This window comes from Cupriavidus basilensis (genome assembly GCF_008801925.2).
Classification (GTDB): Bacteria; Pseudomonadota; Gammaproteobacteria; order Burkholderiales; family Burkholderiaceae; genus Cupriavidus; species Cupriavidus basilensis.
Genome location: NZ_CP062804.1, coordinates 2,101,405 through 2,117,469 on the forward strand (window position 1 = coordinate 2,101,405; position 16,065 = coordinate 2,117,469).

Here is a 16,065-nt window from a genome sequence, read left to right on the forward strand (position 1 = left end):
CGCGAGACTTCGGTGAACACATCGGCGGTGTCGGCATCACCAGGCTCGTCGGTTGACTACTCTATTTAATCCTCAAAACGGGGACATACATCCCTCTATTGAGGATTTACCAACCAATCCCTATAATAAGGATACTTGTCCCTATGTAGAGGATTCACAGTGAGCCTTGCCGACTTTCTCTTCACACCGGGCTTGCAGCGAGTGCTTGGAGCCACACTGCTGCAGCCGGACCGCAGTTTTACGCTACAGGAACTGCTGCGTCTGGCGGACAGTGGGCGCGGAAGCGCTCAAAAGCAGGTGGACCGCCTGGTCGCCGCCGGCGTACTTCGGGAAGACGCCCGACGAGGCCGGCAACGAAGCATCCGGGCGAATACCGAATTCACCCTCTATCCAGAGTTACTTAGTATCGCGCGCAAATCCTTTGCCGTTGTGGAGCCGCTGAAAGAAGCCCTCGCGCCTTTTGCCGACCACATCACCTCAGCGTTCGTGTTTGGCTCCGTGGCCAAGCGCACCGATGGTGGCCAGAGCGACATCGATCTGATTGTTGTCGGCAGCATCTCTCTCCTCGAGCTATCCGAGGCCTTGCACAAGGCCGAACAAGGTCTGCTGCGCCCCGTCAACTTCTCTTTGTACGAGCCTGCTGAATGGGCTGCCCTGGTAGAGTCTGACCCCATCATGGCCCAGATTGCACAAGGCCCTACGCTGAGGGTACTGTGATGCCGCGCGCAGCTGAATACGAAAACCTTATCAAGACGAAAGCCTTTGAGGCGGTCGCCCCAACGCCTGGCGCTATCGCAGGCTTCCTGCGTAATGCAGCGGACTATAGGTCCACAGCCGAGGAGCTAGGCCCCGGCCGACATCTGCAGGTGTTTACTTTGGCCTACGAAGGCTATTTCCAGGTGGTCCAGGCCGTACTGGAGTTCTATGAGGTACGCACCAAAGATGCCGGCCGTAACCTAGCCATCCAGCGTGTGTCCACCTCGCTGGGCGTGGACTCCCAAGAATTTGCCTTCATCACGAAGGCCCACGAGCGTCGCAACGGTACCTCGTACGTTTCACCGTTTCCCCCGGTGTCGAAGGCTGAGGCCGCCACCATGCTGAGCATCTTGGCTAAATACCTTCCCGTTGCGCATACACTGACCGGTACGCCGTGAGGCCCTAATATGCGGAGCAGTTTTTCGCAGAGAGGCAAAATAAAAAATCCTTCGTCAACCCCAGTCGCATGGCTGGGGTTTCGCCGCCCTCACGCTCACAGAGCACGACGACGCAGATCCAGCTTTGTCAGCAAAAAAACTGCGCCACATGGGCGCAGTTTTCTTGCTACTAGCTTTGGCTTCACAGCGGCCAGCGGTGCCGCCTGGCTTGGCCTTACTTGGCAGCCGTGGCGGGCATGACCTTCTCGAAGGCGTCGCGCATCGGCTTCATGGCCGTTTCGTAGGCCGCGACCCAGTTCGGTGCGCTCGCGCCGGAAGCCGGGAACGCGCCGCCGGCGCTCGACATCAGGTTCTGGCCGAACGACGCCATGGCTTCCTGGGTCTGCGTGGCGTAGGTGCTCATGTGGCGCTGGGCTTCCTGCGCGAACTCTGCGCCGGTGCTGGCGAAGATCTCGTTCATGTGACCGGCATACGCGTTCATCTTCTGGGCAAACCCGTTGGCCAGGTCCGGCTTGAGGCCGGACATGCCGGCGCCAACCGGCTGCTGGCTGGATTCGCGGACGTAGTTCGTCGTATCCGCCAGGCTGGTCTTGACGGCCTGCATGTTCAGCTCGTTGATTTTCTCCGCGCCACGGGCCAGGGGACCGACCAAGGCCAGGAACAGGTCCAGGTTAGCTTGCTGGACGCCGAAGAATTGAGCTTGGGTGGGATGTGCCATGAAGTAGTCTCCTGGGGATGATCCAACGCTGTCGAAGAAGGTTCCGTGAGCGGCATCATCGTTTTGCTGCAATGCAGCAATTGGACACATCATAAGCTTATTACCCGAGGAGTCAAGCGATTCCCGGAAAGACTTCTCCGGGCGCGCCAGATGCATCCCATGCACTCCATTGCGCCCCATTCCGCCCTATTCCGCCCTATAGCTCCCTACTCAGCCGCCGTCTGGATGCTCGGCGCCACGATCAGCCAGCCCGCGCTTGCTAGCTCGCCATGTGCCAAAAGAGACACACGGACACCCTGGCCGGCTATCCCGACGCTGGATTTTCTACACGCCACCAAACCGTGCGCCGCGCCCTATTCCCGCTCGTCAATCCCGAAACCCGGCTGCCGATGCCCATTTTTTGCGCATGGCACCATTCCCCGGCAAGCCGCCAAAGCCGCCCAGCAGTCTGCCATCCATGCCAGGGCAAGCCCGCATTCCCTTGAAAATCAACGTCTTGCGCATCGCACCGCAACATATCCGGCTGCAAATTGAACACGTGGCCTGAACTTTGCGTAATCGGTATAAGTGCCAACTGTCGACAGCTGACCATCGACCTACAGTGACCTAATCGCCAATCCAAGGAAACACAAACATGGGCAACAACGTCTCTTCCCGCCTGGTTCCCGCCATCTCCGAGGCCGAGCAACGGGTGCGTGAAGATCTCGCCGCCGCATACCGCCTGGTCGCCCTGTACGGCATGGACGACAGCATCTACACCCATATCTCGGCCCGGGTGCCGGGCACCGAGGACCGCTTCCTGATCAACCCGTTCGGGATGCTGTTCCGCGATATCACCGCGTCCTCGCTGGTGTGCATCGACCTTGACGGGAACATCATCAGCGGCCCGCCGGGGCAAGACGTGAACCCGGCCGGCTTCACCATCCACAGCGCGGTGCATGCCGCCCGGCATGACGCGGTGTGCGTGCTGCATACGCATACCGTGGCCGGCGTGGCCGTATCGTCGCTGGCGTGCGGCCTGCAGCCCTCCAACCAGTGGGCGCTGCAATTCCATGACCGCGTGTCGTACCACGACTTCGAAGGCATTGCGCTGGACCATGACGAGCGCGTGCGCCTGGTGGCCGATCTCGGCCCGGACAAGCGCGCCCTGATCCTGCGCAATCACGGCCTGGTCACGCTTGGCCGCAGCGTGGCGGAGGCCTTCATCCTGATGCACAACCTGGAGCGCGCCTGCCGCGTGCAGGTGGCGATCCAGTCCACCGGGCAGCGGGTCAATCCGGTGCCGCCAGCCATTTGCGAGAAGACCGCGCGCCAGTACGAGAGCGGCGACACCAACCGCCTGCCCGGGGCGGCCGATCCGTACGCGCGGGAATGGCGCGCCTTGCGGGAGCGGCTGGAACCGGCCGCTGCCACGTCGTTCCGCGACTGACTCGCCATTGCTTGCCAGTTCCGTCGTGCCAGTTCCGTCTTGCCAGTTACCCATCCCTAGCCCCCAGGAGAGTTCCGCAATGAATCGTCGCCAACTGATCAAAATGGGTGTTGCCACCACCGGGCTGTCGCTCGCCGGTGTGCCTTTCCACGTCCTCGCGGCCGGCAAGAAGGGGGGCGTGATCAACGCGCTCGTCCAGCCTGAGCCTTCCGGCCTGATGATCGGCATTACCCAGAACGGCCCCACCCAGCTGATCTCCGGCAACATCTACGAGGGCTTGCTGCGCTACGACGAAAAGCTGGAACCGCAGCCAGCGCTGGCGACCTCCTGGACGGTGAACCCGGCTGGCACCGTGTACACGTTCAAGCTCAAGCCCAAGGTCACCTGGCACGACGGCAAGCCGTTTACCGCGGCCGACGTGGTGTTCTCCGCCGACGTGTTCCTGCGCAAGACCCACGCCCGGCTGCGCGCCAACCTGGCGGCGGTGGAGAGCATCCGCGCGGTAGACCCGCTCACGGTGGAGTTCAAGCTGAAGTACCCGTTCAGCCCGTTTCTCGGCATCTTCGAAGTGGGCACCATGCCCATGGTGCCCAAGCATATCTACGAGGGCACGGATTTCCTGACCAACCCGGCCAACGCCAAGCCCATCGGCACCGGCCCGCTGAAGTTCAAGGAATGGGTGCGCGGCTCGTACATCCAGCTGGTACGCAACGACGCGTATCACCAGCCCGACGTGCCGCTGGTCGACAGCGTGTACTTCCACGTGATCCCCGATGCGTCGGCGCGCGCCGCGGCGTTCGAGTCCGGCAAGGTCGACCTGGTGCCCGGCGGCGCGGTGGAGTACTTCGACGTGGCGCGCCTGAGCAAGCTGCCCGGCGTGCAGGTCACCACCAAGGGCTGGGAATTCTTCGCGCCGCACTCGTGGCTGTGGGTCAACAACCGCAAGGCGCCGATGGACAACATCAAGTTCCGCCAGGCGCTGGCCTTTGCCATCGACCGCGACGCGATCGCCAAGGTGGCATGGCAAGGCTATGCCAAGAGCGCCACCGGCCCCTTCAACAGCCATATCAAGTACGCCAGCACCGACGTGGCCAAGTATCCGCGCGACCTGGCCCGCGCCAAGCAGCTGCTGAGCGAATCCGGCTACAAGGGCGAGACCCTGCGCCTGCTGCCCCTGCCCTACGGCGAAACCTGGACCCGCTCGGCCGAGATCGTGCGGCAGAACCTGCAGCAGGCCGGCGTGAAGATCGAAATGACCCCCACCGACGTGGCGGGCTGGGGCGAGCGGCTGAACAAGTGGGACTACGACCTGGCCTTCACCTACGTCTACCAGTATGGCGACCCGGCGCTGGGCGTGGCGCGCAACTACACCTCGGACAACATCGCGCAAGGCTCGCCCTTCAACAATGTGGAGGGCTATCGCAACGCCAAGGTCGACGAATTGTTCCAGGCTGGCGCGCGCGAGATCGACCCCGTCAAGCGTGCAGCGATCTACCACGAAGTACAGAAGATCCTGGTCGACGAGATGCCGGTGGTGTGGCTGCACGAGCTCAACTTCCCCACGCTGTACCGCAGCCGCATCAACAATCCCATCAGTTCCGGCATTGGCCTGAACGACGGCATCGGCCGCGCCTGGCTGGCGTGATGGCAGTCATCTTTATCTCTGGGGCAAAGCCATGAGTCGTACGCAGCGCATGCTAGGCCGGGTGGTACAGGGCGTGATCGCGATCCTGGTCATCGCGACCGTCAACTTCCTGCTGATCCGGGCCGCGCCGGGAGACCCTGTCTCGGTGATGGCTGGCGAGGCCGGGGCCTCCGACCCGCAGTTCGTGGCGCAGTTGCGCACGCAGTTCGGGCTGGACAAGCCGGTGCCGGAGCAGCTTGCCACTTACCTCGGCCACGTGGTGCACCTGGACCTGGGCTACTCCTACCGCCAGCAGCAGCCGGTGCTGGACCTGATCCTGCAGCGCCTGCCCGCCACGCTGATCCTGACCGGCAGCGCCTTCGCGCTCTCCGTGCTGTTCGGCGTGGTACTGGGGGCGTGGGCCAGCCGGCGCGCGGGGAGCTGGGTGGACAACGCCATCACCCTGTTCGCCCTGGTGTTCTACGCAACGCCCTTGTACTGGCTGGCGATGATGGCGGTGCTGCTGTTCTCGGTCAAGCTCGACTGGCTTCCCGGCTTTGGCTACTTCACCGTGGGGGCGGACCTGCATGGCCTGGCGCTGGTGTTCGACATCGCCACGCACCTGGTGCTGCCCGCGCTGACGCTGGCGCTGTTCTACATGGCGGTGTATGCACGCATGACGCGGGCCTCGATGCTGGAAGTGGCGCAGATGGATTTCGTCAAGACCGCGCGCGCCAAGGGTGTGCGGCCCGGGCGCATCCAGCGCGCCCACATCCTGCGCAACGCCCTGCTGCCGGTGGTGACGCTGGCCGGCATCCAGGCCGGCGGCATGATCGGCGGCGCGGTGCTGACCGAGACGGTGTTCGCCTGGCCCGGCATTGGCCGCCTGATGTTCGACGCCCTGCTGCAGCGTGACTACAACCTGCTGCTGGGCTGCTTCCTGGTCACCGCGGCCATGGCCGTGTTGTTCAACCTGTTGACCGACTTTGTCTACACGCTGGTCGACCCGCGGATCGAGATGCAATGAAAAACACTTTCTGGCGGCGGTTCTGCCGCAACAAGGCAGCCGTGCTCGGCTTGGTGGTACTGGCGGGCTTTGCCGTGCTTGCACTGTTCGGGCCGTGGATGGCCGGACACGATCCCTGGGACATGGTGCAGCAGCCATTCCTGCAACCGATGCAGGAACCCGGTTTTGCCATGGGCACCGACACCATGGGGCGCGACATCCTGGCGGGCGTGATCCACGGCGCGCGCATCTCGCTGCTGATCGGCGTGGTGTCCACGGTGGTCTCGCTCTTGATCGGCGTGACGCTGGGCGCCATTTCCGGCTACTTCGGCGGGTGGATCGATGCGGCGCTGATGCGCTTTACCGAGTTGTTCCAGGCAGTGCCGAGCTTTGCGCTGGCGCTGGTGCTGGTGGCGATCTTCGAGCCGTCCATCGGCTCCATCGTGGCGGCGATCGCCATCGTGTCCTGGCCGCCGGTGGCGCGCCTGGTGCGCAGCGAGTTCCTCACGCTGCGCCAGCGCGATTTTGTCCAGGCCGCGAAGCTGGCCGGACAATCGACACCGCGCATCATCCTGTCGCAGATCCTGCCCAATGCCAGCGCGCCCATCGTCGTGATGGCCTCGCTGATGGTGGCGACCGCCATCCTGCTCGAATCCAGCCTGAGCTTCCTGGGTCTGGGCGACCCGAACCACATGAGCTGGGGCTATATGGTGGGCTCGGCGCGCACCGTGCTACGCCAGGCCTGGTGGATGGCGGTGTTTCCCGGCACGGCCATCCTGCTGACGGTGCTGGCGCTCAATATGGTGGGCGAAGGCCTGAACGACGCGCTCAATGCGCGCCTTGGCGGGAGCGGACGATGAGCACACCGGTACTAGATATCCAGGAACTGAGCATCCGCCTGCCTGCCGGCGGCGACCGCGCGCTGGCGGTGCAGGCAGCCTCGCTGACGCTGGCAGCGGGCCAGACGCTGTGCGTGGTGGGCGAGTCCGGCTCCGGCAAGTCCATGATCGCCAATGCGGTGATGGGCCTGCTGCCGCGGCCCCATGTGGAGCCGGTGGCCGGGCGCATCCTGTTCGAGGGCCAGGACCTGCTGCAGCTGGATGACGACGCCATGCGCGAGCTGCGCGGGCAGAAGATCGGCATGGTGTTCCAGGAACCCATGACGGCGCTCAACCCCGTCATGCGCATCGGCGACCAGATCGCCGAGGTGTTCGATGCGCACCAGCGGCTGGGCGCGGCCGAGAAACGCAAGCGCATCGTGGCGGCGCTGGCCGATGTGGGCCTGCCCGATCCGGAGCTGCTGTACGACAGCTACCCCTTCCGCCTGTCGGGCGGGCAACGCCAGCGCGTGATGATCGCGTGCGCCATGGCGCTGGAGCCGCGCCTGCTGATCGCCGACGAGCCCACCACCGCGCTCGACGTCACCACGCAGGCGCAGATCCTGCAACTGATCCGCGAGCTGCAAAAGCGGCGCGGCATGGCCGTGCTGTTCATCACGCACGATTTCGGCGTGGTGTCGGAGATCGCAGACCAGGTGGTGGTGATGCAGACCGGCACCATCGTCGAGGCCGGGCCGGCCGCGCGCGTGCTGACCGATCCGCAGCATCCCTATACCCGCAAGCTGATCAGCGCCATTCCCGGCGGGCATCTGCGCCAGCCACCGGTGCAGGCAGAGGTCAACCGCGTGCTGCAGGTGCAGGACCTGTGCAAGACCTACCGCACCGGCGGCGGCCTGCTGCGGCGCGGGCGCGAGGTGCAAGCCGCGCGCAACGTGAACTTCGAGCTGCTGCGCGGGCAAACGCTCGGGCTGGTGGGTGAATCGGGCTCGGGCAAATCGACGGTGGGCCGCTGCATCGTTGGCCTGGCGCCGTTCGACAGCGGCCGCATCGTGATCAACGGGCGCAACCTGTCGCAAGGCGGCGGGCTGCTGCAGCGCGCGGGCGGCAAGCTGCAGATGGTGTTCCAGGACCCTTACGCCTCGCTCAATCCCCGGCATCGGATCGGTGCGGCCATCGCTGCCGGCCCCATCGCGCAAGGCGTATCGCGCCAGGAGGCACAGGCGCGCACGCTGGAGCTGCTCGGGCTGGTCGGCCTGGGGCCGGAGGTGGCCGAGCGCTACCCGCATGAGTTCTCCGGCGGGCAGCGCCAGCGCATCGGCATTGCCCGAGCGCTAGCGATGCAGCCGGAATTGCTGGTGGCGGACGAGCCCGTCTCCGCGCTGGATGTGTCGGTGCAGGCGCAGGTGCTGGAGCTGTTCGCCAAGGTGCGCGAGCAGTTCAAGCTGGCCATGGTCTTCATCACCCACGACCTGCGCGTGGCCGCGCAGATGTGCGACAAGATCGCCGTCATGCAGCGCGGCGAGGTGGTCGAATACGGCGAGACGGCCCGCGTGCTGAGCGCGCCCGAGCATCCCTACACGCGCAAGCTGATCGAAGCCATCCCACGCCTGACCCGGGTGCAGGACGCAGCGCAGGCACCCGAGACACCAGAGCCAGCCCGCCTGCAAGCGGTCGGGGGCTACGCATGACCCGCACCGACCTCGACAATCTGGCCGGGACACGCAACAAGATGGACATGACGACAACCAAGCCCCCCTGCGTGGCGCTGCTCAGCAGCGTGCTCGACATGCACTACCTGGTACCCGCCTTCCGCGCGGCGGCGCCCGGGCTGGACCTGCGCGTGGGGCCCGACCTGGGCGCGCTTGGCGACATCGATGCCGCGGTCTGCTGGGCGCCCCCGCCCGGCTTGCTGGCGGCCATGCCCAGGCTGCGCCTGGTGCAGTCGCTGGGCGCCGGCATCGACCACCTGCGCAGCGATCCGGACCTGCCGTCCGGGCCAACCGTCTGCCGCATCGTGGATACCGCCATGGCCGGCACCATGACGGCCTACGTGACGTGGGCCGTGATCCAGCACCAGCGCAGCATGGGCGCCTATCTGGCCAGCGCGGCGGCCGGGCAGTGGCAGGAGCAGGCCATCGTGGCGCCGTCACGGCACCGCGTGGGCATTGCGGGGCTGGGCACGCTGGGCATTGCCAGCGCCCGCGCGCTGCAGGCGGTGGGCTATGCGGTGCGCGGCTGGAGCCGCAGCCCCAAGGCGGGCCTGCCCGAAGGCGTGGCAGCCTTCCACGGCCAGGAAGGGCTGGATGCCTTCCTGGCAGGCTGCGACGCGCTGGTTTGCCTGCTGCCGCTCACCGCGCAGACGCAGGGGTTCCTGTGCGCGGACCTGTTCGCCCGCCTGCCGCGCGGCGCGCACCTGATCAACGTAGGCCGGGGCGGCCACCTGGTCGAGGCTGACCTGCTGCGCGCGCTGGACGACGGCACGCTGGGCGCGGCCACGCTGGATGCCTTCCAGCACGAGCCGCTGCCATCCGGGCATCCGTTCTGGCGGCATCCGCGCATCAACGTCACGCCGCACGTGGCGGCCCGCACCGATCCGGCGACGATCGCGCGCCAGACGCTGGATAATCTGGCCCAGCTGCGCCGCGGGCAGCGACCTGCCGTGGCAGTCGACCCGGCACAGGGATATTGATATTGATATTGACGCGTTCGACCTTGGCATGCCGCTGCCCCAGCGCTCCGACACACCCGATACCAACAACAGGACGTCACTGACATGACCGTCGCCTTGCCCTCTCACGCCGCCCTTGCCGCAGACGATATCGCGGCCCACCTGCACCCCTTTACCAACCTGGCCGCCCACCCCGGCGTCGGCCCGCTCGTCATCACCAAAGGCGACGGCATCTATGTGGAGGACGACCAGGGCAAGCGCTACCTGGAGGGGATGTCCGGCCTGTGGTGCAGCGCGCTCGGGTTTAGCCATGCGCGCGTGATCGAGGCCGGCGTGCAGGCCATGCGCACGCTGCCCTACTATCACACGTTCAACCATCGCTCCAACCCGGCGGCCATCATGCTGGCCGAGAAGCTGGTGGCAATGGCGCCGGTGCCGATGTCCAAGGTGTTCTTCGCCAACTCCGGCTCGGAGGCCAACGACACCGCCGTCAAGCTGGTCTGGTACTACCACAACGCCATCGGCAAGCCGGACAAGAAGAAGATCATCGCGCGCACCAACGCCTATCACGGCGTCACCGTGGCGGCGGCGAGCCTGAGCGGCCTGCAGGCCAATCACCGCGATTTCGACCTGCCCATCGACCGCATCCTGCGCGCCGGCTGCCCGCACCACTACCGCTATGGCGCGCCGGGCGAGAGCGAGGCGGTGTTCGCCAGCCGCCTGGCGCAGGAGCTCGAGGCACTGATCCAGGCGGAAGGCCCGGACACCATCGGCGCCTTCATCGCCGAGCCGGTGATGGGCGCGGGCGGCGTGATCGTGCCGCCAGCCACCTACTTTGCCGAGATCCAGGCCGTGCTGCGCCGCAATGACATCCTGCTGATCGCCGACGAGGTGATCTGCGGCTTTGGCCGGACCGGCGCGATGTTCGGCTCCACCACTTACGGCATGCGGCCCGATATCCTCACCTGCGCCAAGGCGTTGTCTTCCGGCTACATGCCGATTTCGGCGGTGATGGTGTCGGAGAAAGTGCACGCGGCCATTGCCGCCAACAGCGGCAAGATCGGCACCTTCGGCCACGGCTTCACCTACTCGGGCCATCCGGTCACCACGGCGGTGGCGCTGGAGACGCTGCGCGTCTATGAGGATGACCACATCCTGGATCATGTGAACGCCATCGCGCCCCGCTTCCAGCAAGCGCTGCGTGCCTATGCCGGGCGAGCCCTGGTGGGCGAGGTGCGCGGGGTTGGCCTGCTGGGCGCGGTCGAGCTGGCGGCGGATCCGGCGGCGCGGCGCGCCTTCGACCCGGCCCTGAAGGCAGGCCCGCGCCTGGCTCAGCTGGCGCAGGAGCACGGCCTGATCGTGCGCGCCATGGGCGACACCATTGCGTTCTGCCCGCCGCTGATCATCACCGAGGCGCAGATCGACGAGCTGTTCACGCGGTTCGAGCGCGCCATGGTGGCGCTGGAGCGTGAGCTCCCGGCCGGCAGCAAGGGCGGCAATGCTGGCAATGACGGCGACAAGGTTGCGGCCTGATGACCGGCCCGGCCAATCCTTCGCTACGGCTCACCACGGCGAGTGCGCGCCGCGATGGCATCGCGCTGTTCTTCTGCGCGCTGGTGGCGTTTGCCAGCTACGACGCCTTCTGCAAATGGATGCTGCGCGACCACTCGGCGCCCATGATGAACCTCACCCGCTATGTGTCGGTAAGCGTCATCGCGCTGGTGTGGCTGCTGCGCGAAGGCGGCCTGAAGCTGTGGCGCACGCCCTGCAAATGGCTGCTGCTGGCACGCGGGCTGGCGCTTGGCATCGTGGCAAGCTGCTTCATGGCGGCGCTGGTGCACATGCCGCTGGCAGAGGCCACCGCCATCTACTTCACCGCGCCGCTGATCATGGTGGCGCTGTCGCCGGCGGTGCTGGGCGAGCGGGTGGGACGCGCGCAGTGGGCGGCGGTGCTGGCCGGCTTTGGCGGCATGCTGCTGATCGTGCGGCCCGGCGGCGACCTGCCGCTTGTCGGCACGGTGCTGATGATGGTCTCGGCCGTATGCTACGCGGCCTTCCAGCTGCTGACGCGCCGGCTGGCGGGCGTGGTCGCCGGGCCGGTGCTCTATGCCTGGACCGCGCTGATCTGCCTGGTGGTGACCGGCGTGCCGGCGCTGGCGACGCTGCCTGAGGTCATGCCGCCCGCGCCCGACATCTTGCTGATGATGGCCGGTGGCGCCTGCAGCGGCCTGGCCCAGTTGCTGCTGCTGGCCGCCTTCCGGCGCGTTGCCGCCTCCACGCTCGCGCCGCTCAATTACTTTCAACTGCTGCTCGCCGTGCTGATCAGTACCTTTGTCTTCCAGCGCCCGCCCGATGGCATCGCGCTGGCGGGCATCGTGCTGATCATGCTGTCGGGCGGCTACCTCGCATTGCGCGGGCGGCAGGCGCCGCCCGCTCCGCAGGTAAAGCCGGTCGTAGCCCGACCCAAGGACTAAGCCCATGTCTGATTCCGCATTCGACGAATCCTCGCCCTTTGCCTCCATCGAAGTCTCCGACCTGGTGGCGGCGGTGGAGGCGCAACTCACCCAGGCCATCGTCGAAGGCCGCCTCCCGCCCGGCAGCCGCATCGTCGAGGCCGACATCGCCCGCCGCATGAATGTCAGCCGCGCGCCGGTGCGCGAGGCGGCGCGGCGGCTGGAGCGCCAGGGTGTGCTGGTCTCGCGCCCGCGCCATGGCTTTGCCGTGCGCACGGTGACGGTGCGCGAGATCGACGACCTGTTCCAGGTACGGCTGAACCTGGAACTGATGGCCGCATCGCTCGCCTGCAAGCAGGCGCCGCAGGCCGGGCTGAAGCAGCTCGTGGCCATGGTCGACCGCATGGTGCAGGAGGCCGAATCGCTGCCGCAGATCGAGCGCGTGGCGCGCGACCTGGCGTTCCACACGGCTATCTGCGAGCTGTCCGGCAATGCCTACCTGCATCGCATGTTCTCCATGATGCAAACGGAGATCCGCATGATCGTGGCGCTGATCGACAGCGTGTACCACGACCCGAAGGCCGTGGCCGAGACCCATCGCCCCATTGCCGAGGCGATTGCGCGGCGCGACGAGGCCGCCGCGCAAGCCGCGGTGCGCTTTCATATCGATGACGCCTGGGTCCATGTCCGGGCGGTGTTCATGCAAAAACAGGGCGCCGCCGAGGCGCCCCCGATGGAGTCCGTCCTATGAAAGTCGTCTACAGCGATCTGCATCTCGACCACGACCCGCACGCGTTCATGGTGCGCGGCAAGATGAAACGCAGCAACGAGCAGCCCGAGCGCGCCCTGCGCCTCCTGGCAGCGGTGCGCGCCGATGGCCACGACGTGATTGCCCCCGCCGATCACGGCCCCGGCCCGCGCGCCGCGATCCACACGCCGGAATACCTGCGCTTCCTGGAAACCGCGTACGACCGCTGGCAACTGCTGCCCGACGCCTCCGAAGAGGTCTTGCCCAACATCCATCCCTTCCCCGGGCAGCCCTGCACCTATCCCGACAGCGTGGTCGGCCAGGCGGGCTTCCACATGGGCGACGCCGCCTGCTCCATCGGGCCCAACACCTGGCGTGCGGCGGTCGGCTCGGCCGACGTGGCCACCCACGCCGCGCAACTGGTCGCCGACGGCGAACGCGCCGCCTATGCGCTGTGCCGCCCGCCGGGCCACCACGCCTATGCGGACCGCGCCAACGGCTTTTGCTACCTGAACAACACCGCCATTGCCGCGCAGCACCTGCGCCGCCACCATGACCGTGTCGCCATCCTCGACATCGACATGCACCACGGCAACGGCACCCAGGGCATCTTCTACCAGCGCAACGATGTGCTGACCGTGTCGCTGCATGGCGACCCGATGCTGTTCACGCCCTTCTTCACCGGACACGCGCACGAGCGCGGCGAGGCCAAGGGCCTCGGCTACAACATCAACCGCCCGCTGGCGCGCGGCACCGGCGACGAGGCCTACCTGGCGGCGCTGCGCGATGTGTGCCAGAGCATCCGCGCCTTCGCGCCCGGGGCGCTGGTGGTGGCGCTGGGGCTGGACGCGCACGAGCGCGACCCGTACCAGGCACTGGCCGTCACCACGCCCGGCTTCGCCCTCATCACGGCAGAAATCGCGCGGCTGGGCTTGCCGACGGTGCTGGTGCAGGAAGGCGGCTATCTCTCCGACGATCTCGGGCCCAACCTGTCCAGCGCGCTGCGCGGCTTCGCGAGCGCGGCATGAACGGGCCGGCAAGCGCGGCACTGGTGGCCGCCGATGTGCTTAGCGAAGGCTCGCCCGAAGTCCCTGTGACGTGGGCGATGGCGCTGCTCACGCAGCACTACGGGCTGGCGGGCCGGCTCTCTCCGCTGAGCGGCGAACGCGACCGGAACTTCCTGCTGGAAACGCCGGCGGCAAGCTACATGCTCAAGGTATCCCACCCGGCCGAGCTACCGCTGGTGGCGGACTTCCAGACCCAGGCGCTGCTGCACATCGCGGCGGCCGACCCCGCCCTGCCCGTGCAGCGCATCGTGCCAACCCTGGCGGGCCAGCCATCGCTGATCGCCCAGCCACCCGGTGGCGAAGCGCGCGTGGTGCGCCTGTTCACCTACCTGCCTGGCGTGCCGCTGCCCAAGGCGCAGCGCTCGCAAGCGCAGGCACGGGAGCTGGCGCGCACGCTGGCCCGGCTCGACCTGGCGCTGCGCGACTTGCGCCATCCCGCCGGCGAACTCGAGCTGCCGTGGGACATCCAGCGCGCCGACCGCGTGCGCGGCCTGCTCGACAGCGTCCCGGACGTGGCGCGCCGCGCGCTGGCAAACCGCGCGCTGGATCGCTTTGCCGCCAATGTGCAGCCCCGGCTGGCGCACCTGCGGGCCCAGCCGATCCACAACGACTTCAATATCTATAACGTGCTGGTCGACCCGCAAGACCATGCGCGCATTGCGGGCGTGCTGGATTTTGGCGACATGGTCCATGCGCCCCTGATCGACGACCTGGCCGTTGCCGCCGCCTATCAGGTTGACCCCGCCGGCGACACCATGGCCACGCTGGCGGACTTTGCCGCCACCTATCACGCGGTACTGCCGCTGCAAGCCGATGAGGTCGACGTGCTGTTCGACCTGGTGCAGGCCCGGCTGGTGATGGTGGTAGCCATCAGCGGCTGGCGCGCCGCGCGGCATCCGGAAAACGCGCCTTACCTGCTGCGCAACAACGCGGTCTCCTGGGACCGGCTGGCGGCCTGCGACGCGATCCCCACCGAACAAGCACGCTCCGTCCTGCGCCGTGCCTGCGCGGTAGCGTGACCACGACTCCAAGGAATCCGATGACCATGGCAGCAGCCACCCCAAGCGTTGCAGCGCTGACCGAGCGGCGCGCCCGCGTGCTCGGCCCGGCGTACCGCCTGTTCTACGAGGAGCCGCTGCACATCGTGCGCGGCGATGGCGTCTGGCTTTACGACGCCAACGGCGAGCGCTACCTCGATGCGTATAACAATGTGGCATCGGTCGGCCATTGCCATCCACAGGTGGTGCAAGCCATTGCCCGCCAGGCGGCGCAGCTCAACACGCACACGCGCTACCTGCACGAGGGCATCCTGGATTACGCGGAGCGCCTGCTGGCCACCATGCCGGACGCGCTGGGCCATGCCATGCTCACCTGCACCGGCAGCGAGGCCAACGACCTGGCGATGCGCATCGCGCGCGCCCACACCGGCGCACAAGGGCTGATCATCACGCGCTTTGCCTACCACGGCGTGACCGCGTCCATTGCCGAGGCATCGCCCTCGCTCGGGCGCTACGTGAAGCTCGGCGACAACGTGCGTACCGTGCCGGCGCCGGACAGCTACCGCGTTGCGCCGGCGCAGCTCGGTGCTGTCTTTGCCGACGGTGTGCGCCACGCCATCGAGGACCTGCGCGCGCATGGCATCCGCCCCGCCGCGCTGCTGGTCGACACCGTGTTCTCCAGCGACGGCATCTTCACCGATCCGCCCGGCTTCCTGAAAGATGCGGTCGCCGCCATCCGCGCGGCCGGGGGCGTGTTCATTGCCGACGAGGTGCAGCCCGGCCTGGGACGCACCGGCGAGGCGTTCTGGGGATTCCAGCGGCATGGCGTGGTGCCGGACATCGTCACCATGGGCAAGCCAATGGGCAACGGGCATCCGCTGGCCGGCCTGGCCGTGCGCCCCGAAGTGCTGGCGGCGTTTGGGCGCGAGTGCCGTTACTTCAACACCTTCGGCGGCAACCCGGTGTCTGTCGCCGCCGGCATGGCGGTGCTTGACGTCATCGAGCAGACCCAGCTCATGGCGCAGGTGCGGCGCGTGGGCAAGTACTTGCGCGAGCGGCTGGCAGGCGTGGCGGCGCGGCATCCACTGATCGGCGATATCCGCGGGGCCGGGCTGTTCGTCGCGTTGGAGTTTGTCGACGACGGCGATGCCGCGCGGCCCGCGACCGCGCGCACGGCGCGCATCGTCAACGGCCTGCGGCGGCGCCACGTGCTGGTTGGCGCCACCGGCGAAGCGGCCAACATCCTGAAGATCCGCCCGCCGATGGTGTTCACCGAAGCGCACGCCGACCTGCTGGCCGACACCCTGGACGCGGTGCTGGCCGAGGTGGAGAGCGAGCGAGTGGCCCGAAGCTGAACCCGA

The 16,065-nt window shown here is 67.0% G+C and carries 15 protein-coding genes; 14 read left to right on the forward strand and 1 reads right to left on the reverse strand.

The window, feature by feature from the left end:
* The first annotated feature begins 159 nt into the window (after positions 1-159).
* Both F7R26_RS30255 and F7R26_RS30260 read left to right on the forward strand, forming a co-directional pair.
* Positions 160-717, forward strand: a complete 558-nt coding sequence (locus F7R26_RS30255; RefSeq protein ID WP_150988125.1) for a nucleotidyltransferase domain-containing protein — start codon at positions 160-162, stop codon at positions 715-717.
* Positions 717-1,154 (forward strand): hypothetical protein, encoded by a 438-nt coding sequence (locus F7R26_RS30260; protein ID WP_150988128.1) that lies wholly within the window; start codon positions 717-719, stop codon positions 1,152-1,154. The genes F7R26_RS30255 and F7R26_RS30260 overlap by 1 nt, the downstream gene beginning before the upstream one ends.
* 214 nt (positions 1,155-1,368) lie before the next feature.
* On the opposite strand, the gene F7R26_RS30265 is transcribed toward F7R26_RS30260, so the two are convergent.
* Positions 1,369-1,872: a phasin family protein gene (locus tag F7R26_RS30265; protein WP_170301933.1), complete on the reverse strand. Its 504-nt coding sequence runs from the start codon at positions 1,870-1,872 to the stop codon at positions 1,369-1,371.
* Positions 1,873-2,506: 634 nt separating this feature from the next.
* Here F7R26_RS30265 and F7R26_RS30270 point away from each other — a divergent pair.
* The 12 genes from F7R26_RS30270 to F7R26_RS30325 all read left to right on the forward strand — a co-directional run bounded on the left by F7R26_RS30270 (position 2,507) and on the right by F7R26_RS30325 (position 16,059).
* Entirely contained in the window at positions 2,507-3,301 is a 795-nt protein-coding gene (locus F7R26_RS30270; protein WP_150988132.1) for a class II aldolase/adducin family protein, read from the forward strand.
* 79 nt (positions 3,302-3,380) lie between these two features.
* Positions 3,381-4,946 carry an ABC transporter substrate-binding protein gene (locus tag F7R26_RS30275; RefSeq protein ID WP_150988135.1) on the forward strand — a complete coding sequence of 522 codons (1,566 nt, stop codon included), beginning with the start codon at positions 3,381-3,383 and terminating at the stop codon, positions 4,944-4,946.
* Between the two features lie 31 nt (positions 4,947-4,977).
* Complete coding sequence (locus tag F7R26_RS30280; protein WP_150988138.1) at positions 4,978-5,952, forward strand: ABC transporter permease; 975 nt, start codon at positions 4,978-4,980, stop codon at positions 5,950-5,952.
* A complete protein-coding gene (locus F7R26_RS30285) occupies positions 5,949-6,791 on the forward strand; it encodes an ABC transporter permease (protein WP_150988141.1) in 843 nt (280 codons plus the stop codon). The genes F7R26_RS30280 and F7R26_RS30285 overlap by 4 nt, the downstream gene beginning before the upstream one ends.
* A complete protein-coding gene (locus tag F7R26_RS30290; protein WP_150988143.1) occupies positions 6,788-8,458 on the forward strand; it encodes a dipeptide ABC transporter ATP-binding protein in 1,671 nt (556 codons plus the stop codon). The genes F7R26_RS30285 and F7R26_RS30290 overlap by 4 nt, the downstream gene beginning before the upstream one ends.
* Positions 8,455-9,459, forward strand: coding sequence for a 2-hydroxyacid dehydrogenase (locus F7R26_RS30295; protein ID WP_338404717.1), 1,005 nt, complete (start codon positions 8,455-8,457; stop codon positions 9,457-9,459). The genes F7R26_RS30290 and F7R26_RS30295 overlap by 4 nt, the downstream gene beginning before the upstream one ends.
* An 84-nt stretch (positions 9,460-9,543) precedes the next feature.
* Entirely contained in the window at positions 9,544-10,971 is a 1,428-nt protein-coding gene (locus F7R26_RS30300; RefSeq protein WP_150988145.1) for an aspartate aminotransferase family protein, read from the forward strand.
* A complete protein-coding gene (locus F7R26_RS30305; RefSeq protein WP_150988147.1) occupies positions 10,971-11,912 on the forward strand; it encodes a DMT family transporter in 942 nt (313 codons plus the stop codon). The genes F7R26_RS30300 and F7R26_RS30305 overlap by 1 nt, the downstream gene beginning before the upstream one ends.
* 4 nt (positions 11,913-11,916) lie before the next feature.
* Complete coding sequence (locus tag F7R26_RS30310) at positions 11,917-12,642, forward strand: GntR family transcriptional regulator (RefSeq protein ID WP_150988150.1); 726 nt, start codon at positions 11,917-11,919, stop codon at positions 12,640-12,642.
* On the forward strand, positions 12,639-13,667 hold the full coding sequence (locus tag F7R26_RS30315; RefSeq protein ID WP_150988153.1) for a histone deacetylase family protein: 1,029 nt from the start codon (positions 12,639-12,641) through the stop codon (positions 13,665-13,667). The genes F7R26_RS30310 and F7R26_RS30315 overlap by 4 nt, the downstream gene beginning before the upstream one ends.
* On the forward strand, positions 13,664-14,725 hold the full coding sequence (locus tag F7R26_RS30320) for a phosphotransferase (protein WP_150988156.1): 1,062 nt from the start codon (positions 13,664-13,666) through the stop codon (positions 14,723-14,725). Before F7R26_RS30315 ends, F7R26_RS30320 begins: the two co-directional genes overlap by 4 nt.
* Before the next feature lie 26 nt (positions 14,726-14,751).
* On the forward strand, positions 14,752-16,059 hold the full coding sequence (locus tag F7R26_RS30325; protein WP_150988159.1) for an aspartate aminotransferase family protein: 1,308 nt from the start codon (positions 14,752-14,754) through the stop codon (positions 16,057-16,059).
* Positions 16,060-16,065: the final 6 nt, after the last annotated feature.

What these genes read in the sequence shown, in the direction of transcription:
- F7R26_RS30260 (WP_150988128.1), top strand. Translation starts at nt 717, where the DNA reads ATGCCGCGCGCAGCTGAATACGAAAACCTTATCAAGACGAAAGCCTTT.
- F7R26_RS30265 (WP_170301933.1), bottom strand. Translation starts at nt 1,872, where the DNA reads ATGGCACATCCCACCCAAGCTCAATTCTTCGGCGTCCAGCAAGCTAAC.
- F7R26_RS30270 (WP_150988132.1), top strand. Translation starts at nt 2,507, where the DNA reads ATGGGCAACAACGTCTCTTCCCGCCTGGTTCCCGCCATCTCCGAGGCC.
- F7R26_RS30275 (WP_150988135.1), top strand. Translation starts at nt 3,381, where the DNA reads ATGAATCGTCGCCAACTGATCAAAATGGGTGTTGCCACCACCGGGCTG.
- F7R26_RS30280 (WP_150988138.1), top strand. Translation starts at nt 4,978, where the DNA reads ATGAGTCGTACGCAGCGCATGCTAGGCCGGGTGGTACAGGGCGTGATC.
- F7R26_RS30285 (WP_150988141.1), top strand. Translation starts at nt 5,949, where the DNA reads ATGAAAAACACTTTCTGGCGGCGGTTCTGCCGCAACAAGGCAGCCGTG.
- F7R26_RS30290 (WP_150988143.1), top strand. Translation starts at nt 6,788, where the DNA reads ATGAGCACACCGGTACTAGATATCCAGGAACTGAGCATCCGCCTGCCT.
- F7R26_RS30295 (WP_338404717.1), top strand. Translation starts at nt 8,455, where the DNA reads ATGACCCGCACCGACCTCGACAATCTGGCCGGGACACGCAACAAGATG.
- F7R26_RS30300 (WP_150988145.1), top strand. Translation starts at nt 9,544, where the DNA reads ATGACCGTCGCCTTGCCCTCTCACGCCGCCCTTGCCGCAGACGATATC.
- F7R26_RS30305 (WP_150988147.1), top strand. Translation starts at nt 10,971, where the DNA reads ATGACCGGCCCGGCCAATCCTTCGCTACGGCTCACCACGGCGAGTGCG.
- F7R26_RS30310 (WP_150988150.1), top strand. Translation starts at nt 11,917, where the DNA reads ATGTCTGATTCCGCATTCGACGAATCCTCGCCCTTTGCCTCCATCGAA.
- F7R26_RS30315 (WP_150988153.1), top strand. Translation starts at nt 12,639, where the DNA reads ATGAAAGTCGTCTACAGCGATCTGCATCTCGACCACGACCCGCACGCG.
- F7R26_RS30320 (WP_150988156.1), top strand. Translation starts at nt 13,664, where the DNA reads ATGAACGGGCCGGCAAGCGCGGCACTGGTGGCCGCCGATGTGCTTAGC.
- F7R26_RS30325 (WP_150988159.1), top strand. Translation starts at nt 14,752, where the DNA reads ATGGCAGCAGCCACCCCAAGCGTTGCAGCGCTGACCGAGCGGCGCGCC.